Origin of the sequence: Streptomyces sp. NPDC059900 (assembly GCF_050270335.1) — a bacterium.
Taxonomy (GTDB): Bacteria; Actinomycetota; Actinomycetes; order Streptomycetales; family Streptomycetaceae; genus Streptomyces.
In genome coordinates this window covers 22,622-42,531 of sequence record NZ_JBNNJZ010000019.1, presented here as the reverse complement: position 1 = coordinate 42,531, position 19,910 = coordinate 22,622, and the positions used below count along the sequence as shown (strand labels likewise).

The following is a 19,910-nucleotide window of genomic DNA, read 5'->3' as shown; positions in this document are numbered from 1 at the left end:
CCACCAGGGCGGTCCGCGGCCCCTTCGCCGCGGCCCGGGCCGGTCACCGCGTACCGAACGCCGCCTCCCACTCGGCGTCGCCGATCTCCGCCGCCCGCTCCCAGTGCGGCGTGTGAGCGGTGCGCGCGGCGACGGCGGCCAGGGCCTCGCGGTGCTCCCAGACCTTTTCGAACGCGTCGGCGTACCGGTCGAGCAACGGCCCCGAATCCGGGTGCAGGTGGGCCTTCTGCACGGTGAAGGAGTCGTCGAGGACCCGCAGCGTGGCCGGATAGTCCTCGGCGCGGTAGGGGCGCTCCACCACGCCGGGCAGCGCCCACGGGTAGCCGCCGAACCCGCGCCGCTCGGCGAACACCCGCTGCGCGGGCAGCGGTTGGAGCTGGTAGGGCGCGGCGGGCACCCCCTCGGCGCGCAGTGCCCGCTGGACGACGGCGCGCAGCGGGCCCGCGAACGCGTCGGCCAGGCCGAAGGCGGCGGGCCGCACCCGGAAGCGCAGGATGTGCCAGGCGTGCGTACGGTCACTCGGCACGTCGGGCACCAGGAAGCCCGGCAGGTCCGCGAGCCGTCCCAGGAGCCGGCGGACGTTCTGGTCGCGTACGGCCGCCTCCGCGTCGAAGTGCGTGAGGCGGCTGCGGGTGAAGGCGGCCTGGATCGCGTTCGGCTTGCAGTTCCAGCCCAGGAGATGCGCGACGTAGCTGCGTTCGCCGCTCGCCGGGATGAGTTCGCCGAACTGGCGCAGCATGGTGGCCCGCGTGGCGATGTCCGGGTCGTCGGTGGTGATCAGGCCGCCCTCGCCGCACGTGGCGAGGTTCTTGCTGACGTTGAGGCTGAAGGTGTTCACCGCGCCGATCGAGCCCACCGCGCGGCCCCGGTAGCGGGCGCCGTGCGCCTGCGCGGCGTCCTCGACGACGGTGATCCCGTGCCGGTCGGCGATCGCGGTGATCTCGTCCAGGTCGGCGGGCAGGCCGTGCAGGTGCACCACGACGATCGCCTTGGTCCGGCCGGTGATCGCGGCTTCGAGCGCCGCGGGGTCCAGGTTGAACGTGACGGGGTCGATGTCGACGAAGACCGGCACCGCCATGAGGTGCAGCGGGGCGGTGGCGCTGCCGATGAAGCTCAGGGCGGGCACGATCACCTCGTCGCCGGGCTCCACGCCCGCGGCGCTCAGCGCGACCGACAGGGCGGCGGTGCCGTTGCTCACCGCCACGCAGTGCTCGGTGCCCACGTGCCGCGCCCACTCCCGCTCCAGGCCCGCGATCTCCTCCTCGCCCGCGGAGGCGGAGGTGAACCGGCCCGAGCGCAGCACCCGTTGGACGGCCTGCTCGTCCTGCTCGGTCACCGTCGGCCACGCCCTGATCCGCAGATCGCGGGGCACGGCCCGGCCACCGCCGAACATCGCGAGGTCGACCGATGGCCTGACCGCCGGCGTGACTGATGGCTTGACCGCTGGCTTGATTGTCATCGCTGGGCCTCTTCTCGATTTCCCGATGGGACGCGCCCGCATGAAGGGATGCGTCCGGACGTCGCGCCTGCCAGTGTCGGCGCGCGCCGATACGCCCTGCGGCAATCGCACCGGCAGTTGCCCTGCGGGCCTCGCGGACGCCGCTCGAATTGCCGCTGCGACTGCCGCTGGCGGCCGCCGCCGCTGGCTAACTTCGTTCCCGATTCCAGACCGGACGCGGAATGAGGGATGACGTGACCAGCCCTTTCGATGAAGCGAATACGGATGCGGGTGCGGCCGGGCCAGATCCGGTCGCCCGGCGCCAAAGCGTCCTGTGCGCTCTGGTCGCCGACGTGCTCAAAGTGAGCGACGTCGGGGCCGACGACGGCTTCGTGGCGCTCGGCGGCGACAGCATCATCGCCATGCAACTCGTCAGCCGGGCACGCAAGGCCGGTCTGCGGATCACCGTCGGCGACGTACTGGCCCACCGGGACATCGCGGCCCTGGCGGAGAGCGCCACCGAGGTGCGCCGGGGCCCGGCCCCCGTCGCGGACAGCGGGGTCGGCCCTGTCGCCACCACGCCGATCACGCGCTGGTTCCGCGAGCGCGGCGGCGGCGTCGACACCTACCACCAGCTCGCGGTCCTGCGTACGCCGTCCACGCTGACGCAGGAGCACCTGCACGCGATGACACAGGCGCTGCTCGACCACCACGACGTGCTGCGGCTGCGCCTGTCCGTTCCCGACGGCGGGGACGGCGGGGACGGCGGGCAGGACTGGGCGCTGGACGTGCTGCCCACCGGGGCCATCGACGCGGCATCGGCTGTCCGGCGGATCGACGTGACCGGGCTCCCCAATGCCGACTGGACCACCCTCGTACGACGGGATTCGGACGCCGCGCGCGACCGGCTCCGCCCGCGCGAGGGCAAGGTCTTGCAGGCTGTGTGGTTCGACGCCGGACCCGATCGCCAGGGCCTGCTCGCGCTGGTCGTCCACCATCTGGCCGTCGACTCGATCTCCTGGCGCGTCCTGGCCGCCGACCTCGCCACAGCCTGGCAGGCGCTCGACAAGGGTGCTGCGATCGCGCTCGAACCGGTGCCGACCTCCTTCCGCCGCTGGTCCCGCCTGCTCGGCGAGCAGGCGCTTGCACCGGCCGCCGTCGCCGAACTCCCCGGCTGGCTCGACCGGTTGCGCCCCGGCGCCGCCCGCTTCGGCGACCGGCCCAGGGTCCCCGGCCAGGACCTGGAGGACCCGGGCCGGCGTTTCACGGAGTCCCTGCCCGCCGAGTTCACGAGGGAGCTGCTCACCAGCGTGCCGGCGGCGTTCAACGCCGGCGTCAACGACGTCCTGCTCGCCGCGCTCGCCCTTGCCCTCGGCGACTGGCACCGCGCACGCGGCACGGAGGGCGACGGCACCACCCTGCTGCACCTGGAAGGCCACGGCAGGGAAAGCGCCCTCGCGGACCTGGACCTCGCCCGGACCGTCGGCTGGTTCACCAGCCTCTTCCCCGTCCGGCTCGACCCGGGCGAGCTCGACTGGGCCGAGGTGCGCGCCGCGGGACCCGCGGTGGGCAGCGCCGTCAAGCGGATCAAGGAGCAAGTGCGCGCCGTCCCCGACAAGGGCGTCCGCTACGGCCTCCTGCGCTATCTGAACCCGGAGACCGGCCCGCTCCTCGAACAGGCTGACCGGCCGGAGTTCGTCTTCAACTACCTGGGCCGCTTCGAGGCGTCGGACGCCGCCGACTGGTCGGTCGTACCGGAGTACGGGACCGGCCTGGACGGCACCGGCCCCGGCATGCCCATGGCCCACAGCATCGAGGTCAACGCGGCCACGGTGGACCAGGCCGAAGGCCCGGTCCTCAACGCCACCTGGAGCCGGGCCGACAGCGTCGTGAGCGAGGCCGACACCCGCGAGCTGGCGCGGACCTGGTTCTCGATGCTGCGGACGCTGGTCAGGCACGTCCGCGAACCCGGAGCGGGCGGACTCACCCCGTCCGACCTGACCCTGAGCTCGCTCAGCCAGCACGAACTCGAAGAAATCGAATCCGAATTGCAGGCCGTCCGGGGAAGGGGACTCTGAAAATGAGTCAATCAGCAGTCGAGGACATCCTTCCCCTGTCGCCGCTTCAGGAAGGCCTGCTCTTCCACGCACAGTTCGACCGGGAGAAGCGTGGCTCCTATATCGCGCAATTCGCGGTCGATCTCGAAGGCCCGCTGGACTCCGCGCTCCTGAGGTCGTCCGCCGAGACCGTCATACGGCGCCACGCCACCCTGCGGTCCGGATTCCGGTACCGCAAGAACGGTGAGCCGATACGGGTGGTGCACCGCGAGGCCCCGCTGGACTGGCGGGAGACCGACCTCGCCGACCTCACCGACCTCTCCGGCCAGGACGCGCGGGCCGGCTTCGAAGACCTGACCGCGCAGGACTGGAACCACGGCATCGACGTCGCCGGCACGCCGCTGATCCGCTTCACCCTGGCCCGGCACACGGCCCGCCGCCACCGCCTCGTGGTGACGGCCCACCACCTCCTCCTCGACGGCTGGTCCTTCGCCCTGCTGTTCCAGGAGCTGTTCGCGGTGTACTCCCGGGCGGGCGGCACCGAGGGACTGCCCGCGGTGCGCCCCTACCGCGACTACCTGGCCTGGCTGGCACAGCAGGACCGGGCGGGCGCGGAACGGCACTGGGCGGCCGCCCTGGAGGGGGTCGAGCAGCCCACCTTCGTCGCTGCCGCCGACTCCCGCACCGGGCCGCCGCCCGAGCAGGTGGAGGTGTTCCTGTCGCCGGAGACGACGGCGCGGCTGACCGCGCACGCCCGGCGCGACCACGTCCTGCTCAGCACCCAGGTCCAGGGCGTCTGGGCCGTCCTGGTCGGTTCGCTCACCGGACGCGACGACGTGGTGTTCGGGACCACGGTCAGCGGCCGCCCCGCGGAGCTGACCGGCGCGGACTCGATGATCGGCATGCTCATCAACACCGTCCCGGTACGGGTGCGCCTGGATCGGGCGGCATCCGTGAGCGCACTGTTCGCGCAGCTCCAGGCGGACCGCGCCGCGGCGCTCGACCACGATCACCTCGGCCTGTCGGACATCCAGCGGCTGACCGGGCTCTCCACCGCGCTCTTCGACACGAACGTGATCGTCGACAACTTCCCCATGCACGACTACAAGGTCGACGCGCCCGACGGCGACCTCCAGGTGCACGTCACCTTCCGCGACAGCGCCCACTTCCCGCTGACCCTCGCCGTCGAACCCGGCGAGCGTCTTGCCCTGCGCCTGCACTACCGCCCGGACCTGTTCACCGCCGCCGCGGCCACCGAACTCGCCGAACGGCTCACGCTGCTCCTGGAACAGGTGGCCGAGGATCCGGACCGGCCGCTTGCCACCCTCGCCCTCATGCCGCCCGCCCAGCACCACCAGGTCGTACGGCAGTGGAACGACACCGCGTGCGAGCTGCCCGAGACGACGCTCGCCGAGCTGTGGTCGCGCCAGGTGCGGCGCACGCCCGACGCGCCGGCCCTGGTCGCCCCCGACGGCACCCGGCTCAGCTACGCACAACTCGACACCCGCGTAAGGCGGTTGGCGCTGCGACTCGCCCGTGAGGGCGCGGGCCCGGAGCAGGTCGTGGCCGTGGCGCTGCCCCGTTCGACGGACCTGGTCGTGGCGATCCTCGCCGTCGTCACCGCGGGCGCGGCCTACCTACCGGTGGACCCCGAGCACCCCGCCGGACGCATCGCCGCGACGCTCGCGGACGCCGCTCCGATGCTCGCCCTGACGGACACGAGCAGCGCCGCGGTGCTTCCCGATTCGCTGCCGAAGCTGCTGCTCGACAAGCCGATCGCGCCCCTCGCCGCCCGCCCCGTACCGCCGCGTCCCGAGCACCCGGCGTACGTCATCTTCACCTCCGGGTCCACCGGACGCCCCAAGGGCGTGATGGTCCCGCACGCCGCCGTCGTCAACCGGCTCCTCTGGATGCAGGAGCAGTACCGCCTCACCGCCGATGACCGGGTGCTCCAGAAGACCCCGGCCGGTTTCGACGTGTCGGTGTGGGAGTTCTTCTGGCCGCTGATCTGCGGCGCGACCCTCGTGATCGCGCGGCCCGGCGGACACCGCGACCCCGCCTACCTCGCCGAGCTCATCCGGCGCGAGTCGGTGACCGTCACGCACTTCGTGCCCTCCATGCTCCAGGCCTTCCTCCAGGAGCCCGGCGCCGCCGACTGCACGGGCCTGCGCCGCATCATCTGCAGCGGCGAAGCCCTGCCCGCCCGCACCCAGCGCGACCTGTTCGCCACACTGGACACCACCGAACTGCACAATCTCTACGGGCCGACCGAGGCCGCCGTCGACGTGACCTACTGGCAGTGCCGCCGCGACGACCGGGCCGGCACGGTGCCGATCGGCAGACCGCTGGCCAACGTGTCGACGTACGTCCTGGACGGCAGCCTGCGGCCGGTGCCGCCGGGCGTGACGGGAGAGCTGTACCTGGGCGGGATCCAGCTCGCCAGGGGCTACACCGGGCGCCCCGGACTGACCGCCGAGCGCTTCGTGGCCTGCCCGTTCGCGGCGGGGCAGCGGATGTACCGGACCGGCGACCTGGTCCGGTGGAGCACGGGCGGCCAGCTGGAGTTCGTCGGCCGCGCGGACGCACAGGTCAAGATCCGTGGCGTGCGCGTGGAGCCCGGCGAGATCGAAGCGGTGCTCGCGGCCCACCCCGCGGTGCGCCAGTGCGCGGTCGTCCTGCGCGAGGACCGGCCGGGCGACCCGCGCCTGGTCGCCTATGCCGTGGCCCGGTCCGCGGGCCTGACGGGCCTGACGGGCCCGGCGGGCCTGACGGGCAGGGAACTGCGCTCGTACGCGGCAGACCGTGTGCCCGAGGCCATGGTGCCCGCCGCGGTGGTCCTGCTCGATGCCCTGCCGACGACGGCCAACGGGAAACTCGACCGCGCCGCCCTGCCCGAGCCCGACCGGATCGCCGCGGCCGTACGGGGGCCGCGCAGCCCGCGCGAGGAAATCCTGTGCGAACTCTTCGCGGAAGCGCTCGGCGTGCCCCGCGTGGGCATCGACGACCACTTCTTCGACCTGGGCGGCAACTCCCTGCTCGCGCTGCGGCTGCTGTCCCGCATCCGGTCCGCCCTGGGGGAGGGCTTCGAGATCCGGGACCTGTTCGACGCGCCCACGGTGGCCGGCCTCGCCCGTCTCACCGGCGGCACCGCCCGCCCCGCGCTCACCGCCAGGGCAGGCGCCGAGGACGCGCCGTTGTCGTACGCCCAGCAACGCCTGTGGTTCCTCAACCGGATGGAGCGCGGCGCGGGAACGTACAACATCCCCGTCGCGGTCCGGCTCACCGGGGCGGTCGACCGGGGCGCCCTGGAGGCGGCGTTCGCCGATGTGGCGTACCGGCACGAGAGCCTGCGCACCGTCTTCCCCGAGGCGGGCGGCGAGCCGCACCCGGTGGTCCTGGACGCCGTACCCGGCATCGAGGTCGTCGACATCGCGCCGGCCGACCTCGCGGACGCCATGGCGCTGCGGGTCGGGCACCGCTTCGACCTCACCGCGGACGCGCCCGTCAAGGCCACGCTGTTCCAACTCGCCCCCGAGGAGCAGGTGTTGCTCCTTGTCGTGCAGCACATCGCCGCCGACGGCTGGTCCCTGCGCCCGCTGCTGCACGACCTCGCCCTCGCGTACACCGCCCGGTGCGCGGGCAGCGCCCCCGACTGGCCGCAGCAGCCGGTGCGCTACGGCGACTACACGCTGTGGCAGCGAGAACTACTCGGCGAAGCCGACGACCCGGCTAGTCTGATGAGACGTCAACTCGACTACTGGAGGCAGCAGTTGGACCGGCTGCCGACGGAGTTGGCGCTGCCCGCGGACCGGCCGCGCCCCGCGCTGGCCGCGCAGTCCGGTGGGATCGTGGAAGTCCGGTGGGAGCCCGAGCTGCACCGCAAGCTGCTCGCACTCGCCCGGGCCGCCGACTGCACCCTGTTCATGGTGGTGCAGGCGGGCCTCGCGGCCCTGCTGACCCGCATGGGCGCCGGCAGCGACATCCCCCTCGGCACCCCGGTGGCGGGCCGCTCCGACAGCGCGCTCGACGATCTGGTCGGATTCTTCGTCAACACCCTGGTCCTGCGCACCGACACCGCGGGAGACCCCGGATTCGCCGAACTCCTTCGCCGGGTGCGGGCCACCGACCTGGACGCCTTCGCCCACCAGGACGTCCCCTTCGAGCGCATCGTCGAGGACGTACGCCCCGAACGCTCACTGTCCCAAAACCCCCTGTTCCAGGTCCTGCTGCAAGTCCAGCAGGCGGAGGGCACCACCCCGGACTTCGCCGGACTCGACAGCGAACGCGCCCCGGTGACCTGGGACGTCGCGAAGTTCGACCTCAGCCTCGAACTGGTCGACGAGCGCGACGCGCAGGGCTCACCGGCCGGGCTCACCGGCTATCTCGAGTACGCCGACGAGCTGTTCGACCGCAGCACCGCCGAACAGCTCGTGACCCGCCTGCGCCGACTCCTGGAACAGGTGATCGCCGCCCCGGACCGGCCGATCAGCACGGTCGACGTGCTCTCGGACGCGGAGCGACAGCGCTACCTCCCCGAGCGGCCCGAGCAGGCCCTGCCCGCGCCGCCGGCCGTGTTCCTGCCCGCCGCCTTCCAGGCGCAGGCCGCCCGCACACCGGACCTGACCGCGCTGGTCTTCGAGGACACCGCACTCACCTACGCCGAGCTCGACCAACGCGCCACCCGGCTCGCACACCGCCTCGTAGGCCGGGGCGCGGGCCCCGACCAGGTCGTGGCGGTGGCCCTGCCCCGGTCCACGAACCTGGTGATCGCGCTCCTGGCCATCCTGAAGTCGGGCGCCGCGTTCCTCTTCGTCGACCCGGCCTATCCGGCCCGCCGGATCGCCTACCTCCTGGAGGACTCCGCCCCGGCCCTGCTCGTCACCGACAGCAAGACCGCCGCGTCGATGCCTGTAGTAGGCGAACCGGTCCTCGTAGACGACCCCGCGCTCGACGACGAACCGACATACGCGCCCGGGATCGCGGTCACCGCCGACCACCCCGCCTACGTCGTCTACACCTCGGGGTCGACCGGCCGGCCCAAGGGCGTGATGGTCACCCACGGCGGCCTCGCCAACCTCCTCGCCTTCTACCGCACCGAGGTCATCGCCACCGCCGAGCGCAACCGCGACGGGCAGCGCTGCCGCATGGCGCTGACGGCGTCCCTCGCCTTCGACACCTCGGTCGTCGCCCTGCTGTGGCAGGCCGTCGGCCACGAACTCCATCTGATCGGCGACGACACCCGCCGCGACCCCGCCGCCATGGCCCGCTACATGGACCGCTGCGGCATCGACGCCCTCGACGTGATGCCCAGCTACGTCGAGGAGCTGATCCACCAGGGGATGCTCGATCCCGACCGCACCCCGCCCGCGGTGGTGATGACCGGCGCGGAAACGGTCGGCGAGAAGCTGTGGGCGCGGATCAGGGAGACCCCGGGCAGCACCGTCTACAACATCTACGGCCAGACCGAGACCACCGTGGACACGCTCTTCTGGTCCTCCGACGAGAGCGACCGCCCCCTGGTCGGCAGGCCGATCGACGGCGTCGAGGTGTTCGTCCTCGACCCGGCCCTGCACCCCGTCCCCTCCCGCGTCGTCGGCGAACTGTACGTGGCAGGAGCCCAGTTGGCGCGCGGCTACGTGAACCGTCCCGGCCTGACCGCCGAGCGGTTCGTCGCCAACCCCTACCGGCCGGGACAGCGCATGTACCGCACCGGTGACCTGGTGCGGTGGACCGACGACGGCGCCCTGGAATTCCTCGGCCGCGCCGACGACCAGGTCAAGATCCGCGGATTCCGGGTCGAACTCGGCGAGGTGGAGGCGGCTTTGGCCCGCCACGAAGACGTCGCCCACGCGGCGGCGGTCCTGCGCGAGGACCGGCCCGGCGACAAACGCCTCGTCGGCTACGTCCTCGCGCGGGACACCCGACTCGACGCGAAGCGGCTGCGCGAGTACGCGCGGCAGAACCTGCCCGACTACATGGTGCCCGCCGCGATCGTGGTGCTCGACGAGCTGCCGCTGACCCCGAACGGCAAACTCGACACCGCCGCACTGCCCAAGCCGGCCTACCCCACCACCGGCGACCGGCGCGCGCCGCGCACACTGCGCGAGGAGCTGCTGTGCGAGCTGTTCGCGGAGATCCTCGGCCGTGACTCGGTCGGCATCGACGACAGCTTCTTCGATCTCGGCGGCCATTCCCTGCTCGCCGTGCGGCTCAGCGGCAGGGCGCGCTCCGTCCTGGGTGTGGAACTGCCCGCCCGCCTGCTGTTCAGCACCCCGACCGTGGCCGGACTCGCCGACAGCCTCGACGACACCCTGCCCGGTCGGCCGCCGCTGCGGGCCGCGCCGCGCCCGGACGTGCTGCCGCTGTCGTACGCCCAGCAGCGGCTGTGGTTCATCAGCAGGTGGGAGGAGACCGGCGCCAGCTACAACCTGCCCCTCGCGCTGAGCCTGTCCGGACCGCTGGACCGGGCCGCCCTGGAACAGGCGCTGTCCGATCTCACCGACCGGCACGAGAGCCTGCGCACGGTCTTCGCCGAACGCGACGACCAGCCCGTGCAGTCGGTCCTCGCACCCGAGGACGCCCGACCCCAACTGGTGTACCGCGAAGTACCCGAGGCCGAGCTCGACGCCGCGATCCGGGCGGAGGCCGACCACCGCTTCGACCTGTCCGCGCACCCTCCCCTGCTCGCCCACCTGTTCCGCACGGACGAGAAGGAGCACGAGCACGTCCTGCTGCTCGTGTTCCACCACATCGTCTGCGACGGCTGGTCGCTCGGACCGCTCCTGCGCGACCTGTCCACCGCCTACGCCGCCCGCACCAGCGGCGCCGCCCCGGCCTTCGACGAACTGCCCGTGCAGTACGCCGACTACGCCCTGTGGCAACGCGACCTGCTGGGCGGCGAGGACGACCCGACCAGCGTGCTCTCCCGCCAACTGGACCACTGGCGCGACCGCCTCGCCGACCTGCCGGTGGAACTGCCCCTGCCCACCGACCGGCCACGACCCGCTACCAGCGACTACGCGGGCGGAGCGGTGGACCTCGACTGGGACGCCGACCTGCACCGAAGCCTGCTGGCCATCGCCAGGGAGCACGGCTGCACCGTATTCATGGTGCTCCAGGCCGCCTGTGCCGCACTGCTCAGCAGACTGGGCGCGGGCACGGACATCCCCATCGGCACCCCGGTGGCCGGCCGGACGGACGACGCGGTCGACGACGTCGTCGGGTTCTTCGTCAACACGGTGGTCCTGCGGACCGACGTCTCGGCGGACCCCACCTTCGCGGAGCTGCTGGGCCGCGTCCGGGCCACCGACCTGGCCGCCTACGAGCACCAGGAGGTGCCCTTCGAGCGCATCGTCGAAGAGGTCAACCCACCGCGCTCGCCCGGCCGCCATCCCCTCTTCCAGGTCATGGTCCAGCTCCAGCACGCAGCAAGTGGCGGGACGCAGTTGACCGGTCTGCGGACGACGGAACTGGAGGTCGCCTCGACGGCCGCCAAGTGTGACCTGGTCATCGATGTCGAGGAGCGGCTCGATGCCGGGGGAGCACCGGCCGGTCTGGCCGGAGCCCTGACGTACTCGACCGCGCTGTTCGACGAGGCGACGGGCAAGCGACTAGCCGAGGGCCTGCACCGGCTGCTCACACAGGCGGCCGAGAACCCGGACCGGCGGATCGCCGACTTCGACGTACAACCTGTCGATGTACGACGACCTGGCGACGTACGACCGGTCGGCGAGCGGCAGCCCGTCGCGAGCCCCGCGGCCCCGGCCCCGGCTCCGGCTCAGGCGCAGGACGAAACAGCGGCCGCCGCCGGCCCGCGCACGGCGAACGAGGAGCTGCTGAGCGAGCTGTTCGCCGAGCTGCTCGGCCGGGAGACGGTCGGCGTCGACGACAACTTCTTTGCTCTGGGCGGGCATTCGCTGCTCGCGACGCAGCTGATCTCCCGTGTGCGATCGGCCCTGCGGCTCGAACTGCCGGTCCGCGCGTTCTTCACCGCCCCGACCGTCGCCGGAGTCGCCGCGTACCTGGAGACGGCGGCACCCGCGCGGCCCGCCCTGCGCCCTGCCGCGGCCCGCTGACAGGGGGCCTGCACGGGCCCCGACCATCCCCGACCACCACACCCGGGAGACGGACCTCATGCTGACCTTGTCCGGACTGGAAGCCGCCGCACCCGCATCGGCCGTCGAAGCCGCATCGGCCATCGAGGAGATCGCCGACCAGCTGGCCGGCCAGCACGAGGAGTTGCTGCGCCGTCAGCGGCGGCTCGCCGAGACCCACGCCGAGGCCCTGCGGCTGCTCAGGTCCGGCGCCGCGGGCCCCTCGGACCAGGCCCTCCAGGCCGAGCTGCCGACCGGCGACGACACCCTGAGCAATACGGACCTGAGCAGTACGGAGCTCAGCAGCACGGACCTGAGCAGCACCGAACGGGCGCTGCTCAGGCTGGCCGCCGAGGGCTGCACCGACGCCGCCGCCGCGAGCCGGCTGCACGTCTCGCACCGCACCGCCCGCCGCATGATGGCCGCCCTCATGGAGCGCCTCGGGGCCCGCAGCCGCTTCGAGGCCGGCGTGAAGGCCGCCCGCCTCGGCTGGCTGTGACCGACCCGGCCCCCTCCGCACGCATCGATCACCCCGGTCGATCACCCCGAAAGGACAGCCCCTTGACTCCTCCCCCCCCCGGTTGATGCGGAGGGATTCCTAGCTCACGCTGCTTGCCTCCTCGGCGAGGAGGCGAGTCTTACGCGATCGGCGCTAGCCGGGTGCGAGACCAGCCCGGACGAGCATCACGCGGGCGGAGTTTTTGTCCCTGGGGGACACGGTTCCGCAGGCGGTGCACGTATACGTTCTCTCGGAAAGAGGTAGGCGGTGCTTGGCTCTTGCACCACACGCAGCACAGTCCATCGTCGTATGCTTCGGATCCACCAGATACAGGACACGCCCGTGTTTGCGGGCCTGTTCGAGCAGGGCTTTCTTGGTGGCGCCGATCGCCGCGTCGGCGGCCGTGCGGGCCATGGTCGACTTCGCCAGGAAGCGCGGCCTGAAGTCCTCCACGGCGAGCGCGTCATGGTCGCGGACGACGCGCTTGGCCCACTTGCGGGCGGTGTCCTGCCGCTGCGCGGCGATCTTGCGGTGGAGTTTGGCGGTCTGCCGTTTCGCCGTCTGGTAGCCCTTCGAGGCGGGCTGCCCCTGCGCGGGCTTCCTGCGGGCCATCATCCGCTGGTAGCGCGCCAGCTTCTGCGCGGCCGACCGCCCGTGCCGGGCGTGCGGCAGATCGTGTGCGTCGGATGTGGTGGTCGCGGTCTCCTTCACGCCCCAGTCGATGCCGATCACCCGCCCGGTGGCGGGCAGCGCCTCGGTCGGGGCGGGCACCACGAAGCTAGCCCACCAGTGCCCCACCGCATCCCGGTACACCCGCACCGAGGACGGCGCCCCGGGCAACTCGCGCGACCACACCGGCCGCACCACAATCCCGCGGCATCCCGGCCCGGCGTGCCATCGGCAGACCGGCCTTGATGTCCCCCAGCGCCTTGGACCGCGACTTGGCGAAGTCCCGGACCAGTTGCTGCTGGACGACCGACGATCCTTCCCGCAACCACGTCATGGCCCGCCGGGCGTCGGTCAGCATCTTGTCCAGCCGCGTCGGACCGCACTCCTCGCCGTCGGCGCGGGCCTTCTTCGAGCGCGCCACGCACTCGTTCCAGATCCACCGGCAGCGCGCCCACTCCGCCTCCAGCCCGGTGCCGGCCGTCGACGACACGCGCAGACGGTAGGTGTACCGCGCGTGCGCGGACTCCTGGTTCGTCGTCGATGCCGTCATCCCAGCAACCTAACCGCCGCCACTGACAATGCCGGGTTCGCACAGAAGGCGAACCGGCATACCTCTGCCCCGCATACGCGGGAGCTTCGATTCCTCCCCCGCCCGAAGGCAGGGACATCCACGAAGGAGACATGGTGAACAACCCCCTCGACGACGCAGAAGGCTCCTACCTCGTCCTGGCCAACGCCGAGCACCAGCACTCGCTGTGGCCCGCGTTCATCGACGTACCCGCCGGATGGTCCGCCGTGTTCGGCGCGGACACGCGCACCGCCTGCCTCGACTACGTCGAGAAGCACTGGACGGACCTGCGCCCCGCCTCTCTCGTCGCCGCGATGGACGGGGCCTGAGCGATGGCGATGCGCAACACCACGCTGGTGCCCCTGCACCGCACGCCCGACGCCCGGCGGACCCTGGTCGGCCTGAGCTTCTTCGGCGGCGGCACGGCCCCCTACCAACCCTGGGCCGCCGCCCTGCCCGCCGGGACGGACCTGGCCGTGCTCTGCTACCCCGGCCGGGAGGGCAGGTTCGCCGAGCCCTTCGCCCGCGACTGGGCCGAACTGGCCGCCGACGTCACACGCGCCCTGCGCGAGGCCGCGGACGACCTCGGCCCGTACGTCCTGTTCGGGCACAGCATGAGCGGCTGGATGGCCTTCGACGTGGCCGCCCGGCTCGACGGCGACACGGCGCACGGGCCCGAAGCGCTCGTCCTGTCCTCCTGCAACGCCCCCGACCGCGGCCTCACCGACAACGAACGCCGCCCCCTGCCCGGCGACGCGGACGAACGCATGCTGCGGTGGCTGGAGACCCACGGCCTGCTGCCCCCGCACGTGCGCGAGAACCCCGGCCTGACCGAACTGGCCCTGGAGCTGATGCACGCCGACATCGCCGTCCGGGACACCTACGCCTACGACGGCGCCGCGCTGAGCATGCCGCTACAGGTGCTCACCGGCGCCGACGACCCGCTGATCAGCGCCGACGTGACCGACCGGTGGCGGCGCCTGGCCCACGGCCTGTACCGGCACGACGTGCTCGACGGCGGCCACTTCTACACCCCGGAGATCTGGCGGACCCTCCCGAGCCGCATCGCACCGCTCCACGCCGCCGCAACCGGCTCTGCCTTCTGATCTGCCCCCTGAGGAGTGACCCGTGTCCCCCGTGCCCCCTGCGTCCCCCGTGTCCTACGCCCAGCGCAGGCTGTGGTTCCTGAACCGCGTCAACGGCGCATCGGCGGTCTACAACTGCCCGCTCGTGATCCGGGTGCGCGGCGACCTCGACCGCGCCGCCCTGGCGGCGGCGCTCGCCGACCTGGCCGACCGGCATGACGTGCTGCGCACGGTGTACCCGGGCGTCGAGGGCGAACCCGTACCGCACCTGGTCGACCGGCGGCCCGGGCTCGACGTGGTCGCGTGCGAGGAGGGCGAACTCGCCGGCGCGCTGACCGCCGCCCTCGACCGCGGGTTCGACCTGACGGACGAACTCCCGCTCCGGGCAACGGTGTTCGCCCTCGCACCGCAGGAGCACGTGCTGGCGCTGGTGCTCCACCACATCGCCTGCGACGAGGGATCCTGGCAGCCGCTGCTCACCGACCTGGCGACGGCGTACGGGGCCAGGACAGCGGGGCAGGCACCGCAGTGGCAGCCGCTGCCGGTGAGTTACGCGGACTATGCGGTGTGGCAGCGGGACCTGCTGGGCGAGGCGGACCAGCCGTCGGGCCTGCTCGCCACGCAACTGTCGTTCTGGCGGGATCAACTGGCCGGATTACCGGCCGAGTTGGAGCTGCCGTTCGACCGGCCGCGCCCCGCGATCGCCGACCACCGCGGCGACTGCGTACCCGTGAAGCTCGACGGCGAACTGCACCGCCGTCTGCTCGTGGTCGCCGCCGACCACGGCTGCACCACCTTCATGGTGCTGCAAGCCGGTCTCGCGGTGCTCCTCTCGCGCCTCGGGGCGGGTACGGACATCCCGATCGGCACCGCGGTGGCCGGGCGCCTGGACGACGCGCTGGACGGCGTGGTCGGCTTCTTCGTGAACACCCTGGTCCTGCGCAGCGACGTATCGGGTGATCCGGCTTTCGGTGAGCTGCTGCACCGGGTACGGGACACCGACCTCGCCGCCTACGACCACCAGGACGTCCCCTTCGAGCGGCTTGTCGAGGACCTGAACCCCGAGCGGTCCCTGGCCCGGCATCCGCTCTTCCAGGTCATGCTGACCCTGTCCAGGGGAGAGCAGGGGACGCTCGCGCTGCCGGGCCTGACCTGTACCGAGGAAGAACTGGACCACGGCATAGCCAAGTTCGACCTGACCGCCGACTTCCGCGAGCAGCGCACGCCCGACGGCGAGGCCGCCGGGATCGAGGGCACCCTGGAGTACGCCACCGGCCTGTTCGACCGGGCCACCGCCGACCACATCGCCGACGCCCTGCCCCGGCTGCTCCGACAGCTCGTGACGGACCCGGAGCGGCCCATCAGCGCGGCCGACCCGCTCTCCGCCGAGCACCGCCACCAGGCCCTGGTCGCCTGGAACGACACCGCGACGCCCACCAAAACGGACACCGTGCCCCAGCTGTTCGCGGCACAGGCCGCGCGCACCCCGCAGGCGACGGCCCTGGTGTGCGGGGACACGCGGCTCACCTTCGCCGAACTCGACACGCGCGCCGACCTGCTCGCCCGCCGCCTGCGCGCCCGGGGCGCCGAGGCGGAGCGGGTGGTCGCGCTCGCCCTGCCCCGCACGGCCGAATCCGTCGTCGCGATGCTGGCGGTCCTCAGGACGGGTGCGGCGTATCTGCACCTCGACCTGGAATATCCGCCGGAGCGGATCGCACACATGCTGCGCGACGCCGCACCGGTCGCCGTCGTCACGGACACCGCGACCGCGGCCACACGCCAATTCGGCGAGCTGCCCGCGGTGTTCACAGACCGCCGGGACGAGACACCACCACCCGGCCCTCTGCCCGACCTGACAGGGCCCATACGCCCGGACAGCGCCGCGTACGTCATCTACACCTCCGGATCCACCGGCCGCCCCAAGGGCGTGGTGACCCCGCACACCGCCCTGAGCAACCTGTACGCCTTCCACCGCGCGGGCCTCATCGCGCGCACCGAGGCAGCCACGGCGGACCGTCGCCTGCGGTCCGCCGTCACTGCCTCGCTGTCGTTCGACACCTCGTGGGAGGCCCTGTTCTGGATGCTGGCGGGCCATGAACTCCACGTCATCGGCGACGAGATCCGCCGCGACGCCGCCGCGCTGACCGCCTACGTCAAGGCCGCCGGGATCGATGTCCTGGACGTCACCCCCACCTACGCGGAGCACCTGCTCGACGAGGGCCTGCTGACCGCGCCGGGCGCGCCCCGGGTACTGCTGCTCGGCGGGGAAGCCGCAGGACAGCAGCTGTGGACCCGCGTACGCCAGGCGGCGCCCGACACCCTCTGCTACAACCTCTACGGCCCCACCGAATGCACCCTGGACGCGCTGTGGTGGGACGCCGCGGACAGCCCGCAGCCGCTCATCGGCCGGCCGATCGGCAACACCCGGGTCTTCGTCCTCGACGAGCGGCTGCGCCCTGTCGCGCCGGGTGTGCCGGGCGAGCTGTACGTGGCGGGACCCGGCGTCGCCCGCGGCTACCTGGGCCGCCCGACCGTCACCGCCGAACGGTTCGTCGCCTGCCCCTGGCCCACGGCCGGGCAGCCGGGGACCCGCATGTACCGCACCGGTGACCTGGTCCGCTGGGACCGCCGGGGCAGGCTCGACTACCTGGGCCGCGTCGACGACCAGGTCAAGCTGCGGGGTTTCCGTATCGAACTCGGCGAGGTGGAGGCCGCGCTGGCCCGCTGCGAGGGCGTGGCGCAGGCCGCCGTGGCCGTGCGCGCGGCAGCCGGGGGCGATAAGCGCCTGGTGGGGTACGTCCAGCCGGCCACGGACGGCCAGGCCCCGGACGCGCGCGAGCTGCGCGGCCACCTCGCCTCGGTACTGCCCGACCACATGATCCCGTCGTTCTTCCAGACGGTGGAGCGGCTGCCGATGACGCCCAACGGCAAACTCGACCGGGACGCGCTGCCGGACCCCGACCTCGCCCACCGCCCCACCTCGCGCGGCCCGCGCGGACCCTACGAGGAGGTCCTGTGCGACCTGTTCGCGCAGGTCCTGGGGCTGAGCCGGGTCGGAGCCGAGGAGAGCTTCTTCGACCTGGGCGGCCACTCCCTGCTGGCCACCCGGCTGCTCTCCCGGGTACGCACGGTGCTCGGCGGCAAGCTGACCATCCTGGACCTGTTCCAGGCGCCGACCGCCGCCGGCCTCGCGGACCGCCTGACCGAGGGCGCGCGCCGCGACCCGCTGGCGCCCCTGCTGCCCCTGCGCACGGGCGGCGACCGCCCGCCGCTGTTCTGCGTGCACCCGGCCGCCGGGATCAGCTGGAGCTACGCGGGCCTGCTCGGCCACATCGACGCCGACTATCCCGTGTACGGGTTGCAGGCCCGAGGGCTCACCGACGCGGCGGCGTGCGGGGGTTCCTGGCGCGCCATGGTCGAGGACTACGCGCGGCAGATCCGCTCCGTACAGCCCGAAGGCCCCTACCGGCTGATCGGCTGGTCCTTCGGCGCCGTCATCGCCCACCTCCTGGCCACCGACCTCCAGGCCGCCGGAGCCGAGGTCGACCTGCTGGCCCTGCTCGACGGCTACCCACCCGAGTCGGTCCCCGACTACCGCCCCCTGGACGAAGGAAGCCCGGAGACGTTCGCCGAGCTCCTGGACTCCCTGGGATACGACCTGTCCGCGTCCGGAGGGCAACCGATGTCCGGCGGACAGCCGATGGACTTCGACGCCTACGAGCGGGCGGTCCGCCGGCCGGGCAGCACCCTCGAATGGCTGACGCGGGAGGAGGCGGCGGCCTTGGCCAGGGTGTTCGCCGACAACGACCGGATCTACGAGGACTTGCGGCCCCGCACGTACGAGGGTGACGCGGTGTTCTTCTCCGCCACGGAGGGCAAATCGCAGGACGCGCCCGTACCGGAGTCCTGGCGCGCGCACGTGACCGGACGGTTCGAGGTGCACGAGATCGCCTGCGGGCACGGTGAGATAACCCAGCGGGAGCCGATCGAGCGGATCGGCTCGGTCCTCGCCGGGAAGCTCGCCGAACTCGACGCCTCGCGGCCTGCGGTGTCTGCGATGCCTGCGGTGGGTGAGCGATGAGCGAGCTGACGCGCCCGGACCCGTCGTCCCGCCAGGGCGAGCCGCCCGGCCAAGGCTCAGCGGCCAACCAGGGCTCGGTGTCCGGGCGTGACTTCCGGTTGTTCTGGTTCGGGGAGACGACCAGTCTGCTCGGCAACTCGATCGCCGTGGTGGCGCTGCCGCTGGTCGCCGTCCTGACCCTGCACGCGAGCACCTTGGTCGTCGGCCTGCTGACCTCCGTCGCGTATCTGCCGTGGCTGATCCTGGGCCTGCCCGCGGGCGCCTGGGTGGACCGACTGCCCCGCCGCCCGGTGATGCTGGTCGCCGACGTCGTCGCCTTCGTCGCGTTCGTGAGTGTTCCGGTCGCGGCCTGGGCAGGCGTCCTGACCATCGCGCAGCTGCTCGCGGCCGCGTTCGTCGGCGGGTGCGCCAACGTCTTCTTCACCACCGCGCAACGCGCGTTCCTGCCGGTCCTGGTCCGCGACGAAGAACTCCTGGCGGGCAACGCGCGGTTGCAGGGCAGCGAGTCGACCACCGAGGTGATCGGCCCCGGCCTGGCCGGCATGCTCGTCCAGGCCTTCGGCGCGGTCACCGGCCTGGTCGCCAACGCGCTGAGCTTCCTGGTGTCCTGGCTGTGTCTGCGCACGATCCGCACGCCCGAACCCACACCCCCGGCCGTCGAGCGGCGCCGGCTGCGCACCGAAGTCGGCGACGGCCTGAGTTTCCTCTTCCGGGACCCGGTACTGCGCTCGCTGGCCGTCTTCAGCGCGGTGTCCAACATCGCGTTGACCGGCATGAGTTCCATCGAAGTGGCATTCCTGGTCCGGACGGTCGGAGCGGGCGAGGCGGCGGTCGGCGCGGTCCTTACGCTGTGCGGTCTCGGCGGAATCCTCGGCGTCCTGTTGTCCCCACGGGTATCGGCGCGCCACGGAACCGCGCGGGCCGTGCTGCTCTGCCACCTGGGCGCGGCACCCTTCACGCTGCTGTTCCCGCTGACCGGCTCCGGATCCGGCCTCGCGTTCTTCGTGCTGGGCGGTGTCGGCTGCAGCGCCGGCGTGGTCGCGGCGTCCGTCATCACCGACACCTTCCGCCAGCGCTACTGCCCGCCGGACCTGATCGGGCGCGTCAGCGCCAGCGCGGCCGTCATCAGCTTCGGTGCCATCGCCGTCGGCGGACTGCTCGGCGGCACGCTCGGCGCCTTGTCCGGCGTCCGGGAAACGATGTGGATGCTCAGCGGCCTCCAGGTAATGGCGACAACCATTCTGCTCTGCGGCCCGATACGACGTATGCGAGATTTCCCGGAATCCGCGCGCGCCATTACGGCGGAGAATACCGAAAAGGCCTTGTCCTAAAGCGTCCTGGCCGTTTCTGCCCCCTGTCCGAAGCTTTTCCCGGTGTGCCGAAAGCGTAAGAATTAAATGGCAAGGGAAAAGCAAGAAAA

8 protein-coding genes and 1 pseudogene are annotated in these 19,910 nt (G+C 72.4%); 7 read left to right on the top strand and 2 right to left on the bottom strand.

Features of this window, described 5'->3' with window-relative positions; genetic code table 11:
* Window positions 1–43: 43 nt before the first annotated feature.
* The gene (locus ACQKIP_RS05635) at window positions 44–1,459 is read right to left on the bottom strand and encodes a DegT/DnrJ/EryC1/StrS family aminotransferase (RefSeq protein ID WP_365866428.1); all 1,416 of its coding nucleotides are present in this window, start codon (window positions 1,457–1,459) and stop codon (window positions 44–46) included.
* A 233-nt stretch (window positions 1,460–1,692) separates the two neighbouring features.
* Between ACQKIP_RS05635 and ACQKIP_RS05630 the strand changes: the two genes are divergently transcribed.
* Genes ACQKIP_RS05630 through ACQKIP_RS05620 form a run of 3 tightly spaced genes read left to right on the top strand, consistent with a single transcriptional unit; the run spans window position 1,693 to window position 12,087 of the window.
* Window positions 1,693–3,516 (top strand): condensation domain-containing protein, encoded by a 1,824-nt coding sequence (locus tag ACQKIP_RS05630; RefSeq protein WP_365866426.1) that lies wholly within the window; start codon window positions 1,693–1,695, stop codon window positions 3,514–3,516.
* A gap of 2 nt (window positions 3,517–3,518) precedes the next feature.
* Window positions 3,519–11,570, top strand: coding sequence for an amino acid adenylation domain-containing protein (locus ACQKIP_RS05625; RefSeq protein ID WP_365866424.1), 8,052 nt, complete (start codon window positions 3,519–3,521; stop codon window positions 11,568–11,570).
* A 58-nt stretch (window positions 11,571–11,628) separates the two neighbouring features.
* Window positions 11,629–12,087 (top strand): response regulator transcription factor, encoded by a 459-nt coding sequence (locus ACQKIP_RS05620; RefSeq protein WP_427742247.1) that lies wholly within the window; start codon window positions 11,629–11,631, stop codon window positions 12,085–12,087.
* Between the two features lie 104 nt (window positions 12,088–12,191).
* Here ACQKIP_RS05620 and ACQKIP_RS05615 read toward each other — a convergent pair.
* Window positions 12,192–13,306: pseudogene (locus ACQKIP_RS05615) on the bottom strand (RNA-guided endonuclease InsQ/TnpB family protein).
* Between the two features lie 131 nt (window positions 13,307–13,437).
* Between ACQKIP_RS05615 and ACQKIP_RS05610 the strand changes: the two are divergent.
* The 4 genes from ACQKIP_RS05610 to ACQKIP_RS05595 are packed head-to-tail and all read left to right on the top strand — an operon-like array spanning window position 13,438 to window position 19,821.
* Window positions 13,438–13,653: an MbtH family protein gene (locus tag ACQKIP_RS05610; RefSeq protein WP_427742245.1), complete on the top strand. Its 216-nt coding sequence runs from the start codon at window positions 13,438–13,440 to the stop codon at window positions 13,651–13,653.
* A gap of 3 nt (window positions 13,654–13,656) precedes the next feature.
* Entirely contained in the window at window positions 13,657–14,430 is a 774-nt protein-coding gene (locus tag ACQKIP_RS05605; RefSeq protein ID WP_365866422.1) for a thioesterase II family protein, read from the top strand.
* A gap of 22 nt (window positions 14,431–14,452) precedes the next feature.
* Entirely contained in the window at window positions 14,453–18,490 is a 4,038-nt protein-coding gene (locus ACQKIP_RS05600; RefSeq protein WP_365866421.1) for a non-ribosomal peptide synthetase, read from the top strand.
* Window positions 18,487–19,821, top strand: a complete 1,335-nt coding sequence (locus ACQKIP_RS05595) for an MFS transporter (RefSeq protein ID WP_365866420.1) — start codon at window positions 18,487–18,489, stop codon at window positions 19,819–19,821. Before ACQKIP_RS05600 ends, ACQKIP_RS05595 begins: the two co-directional genes overlap by 4 nt.
* Window positions 19,822–19,910 lie beyond the last annotated feature (89 nt).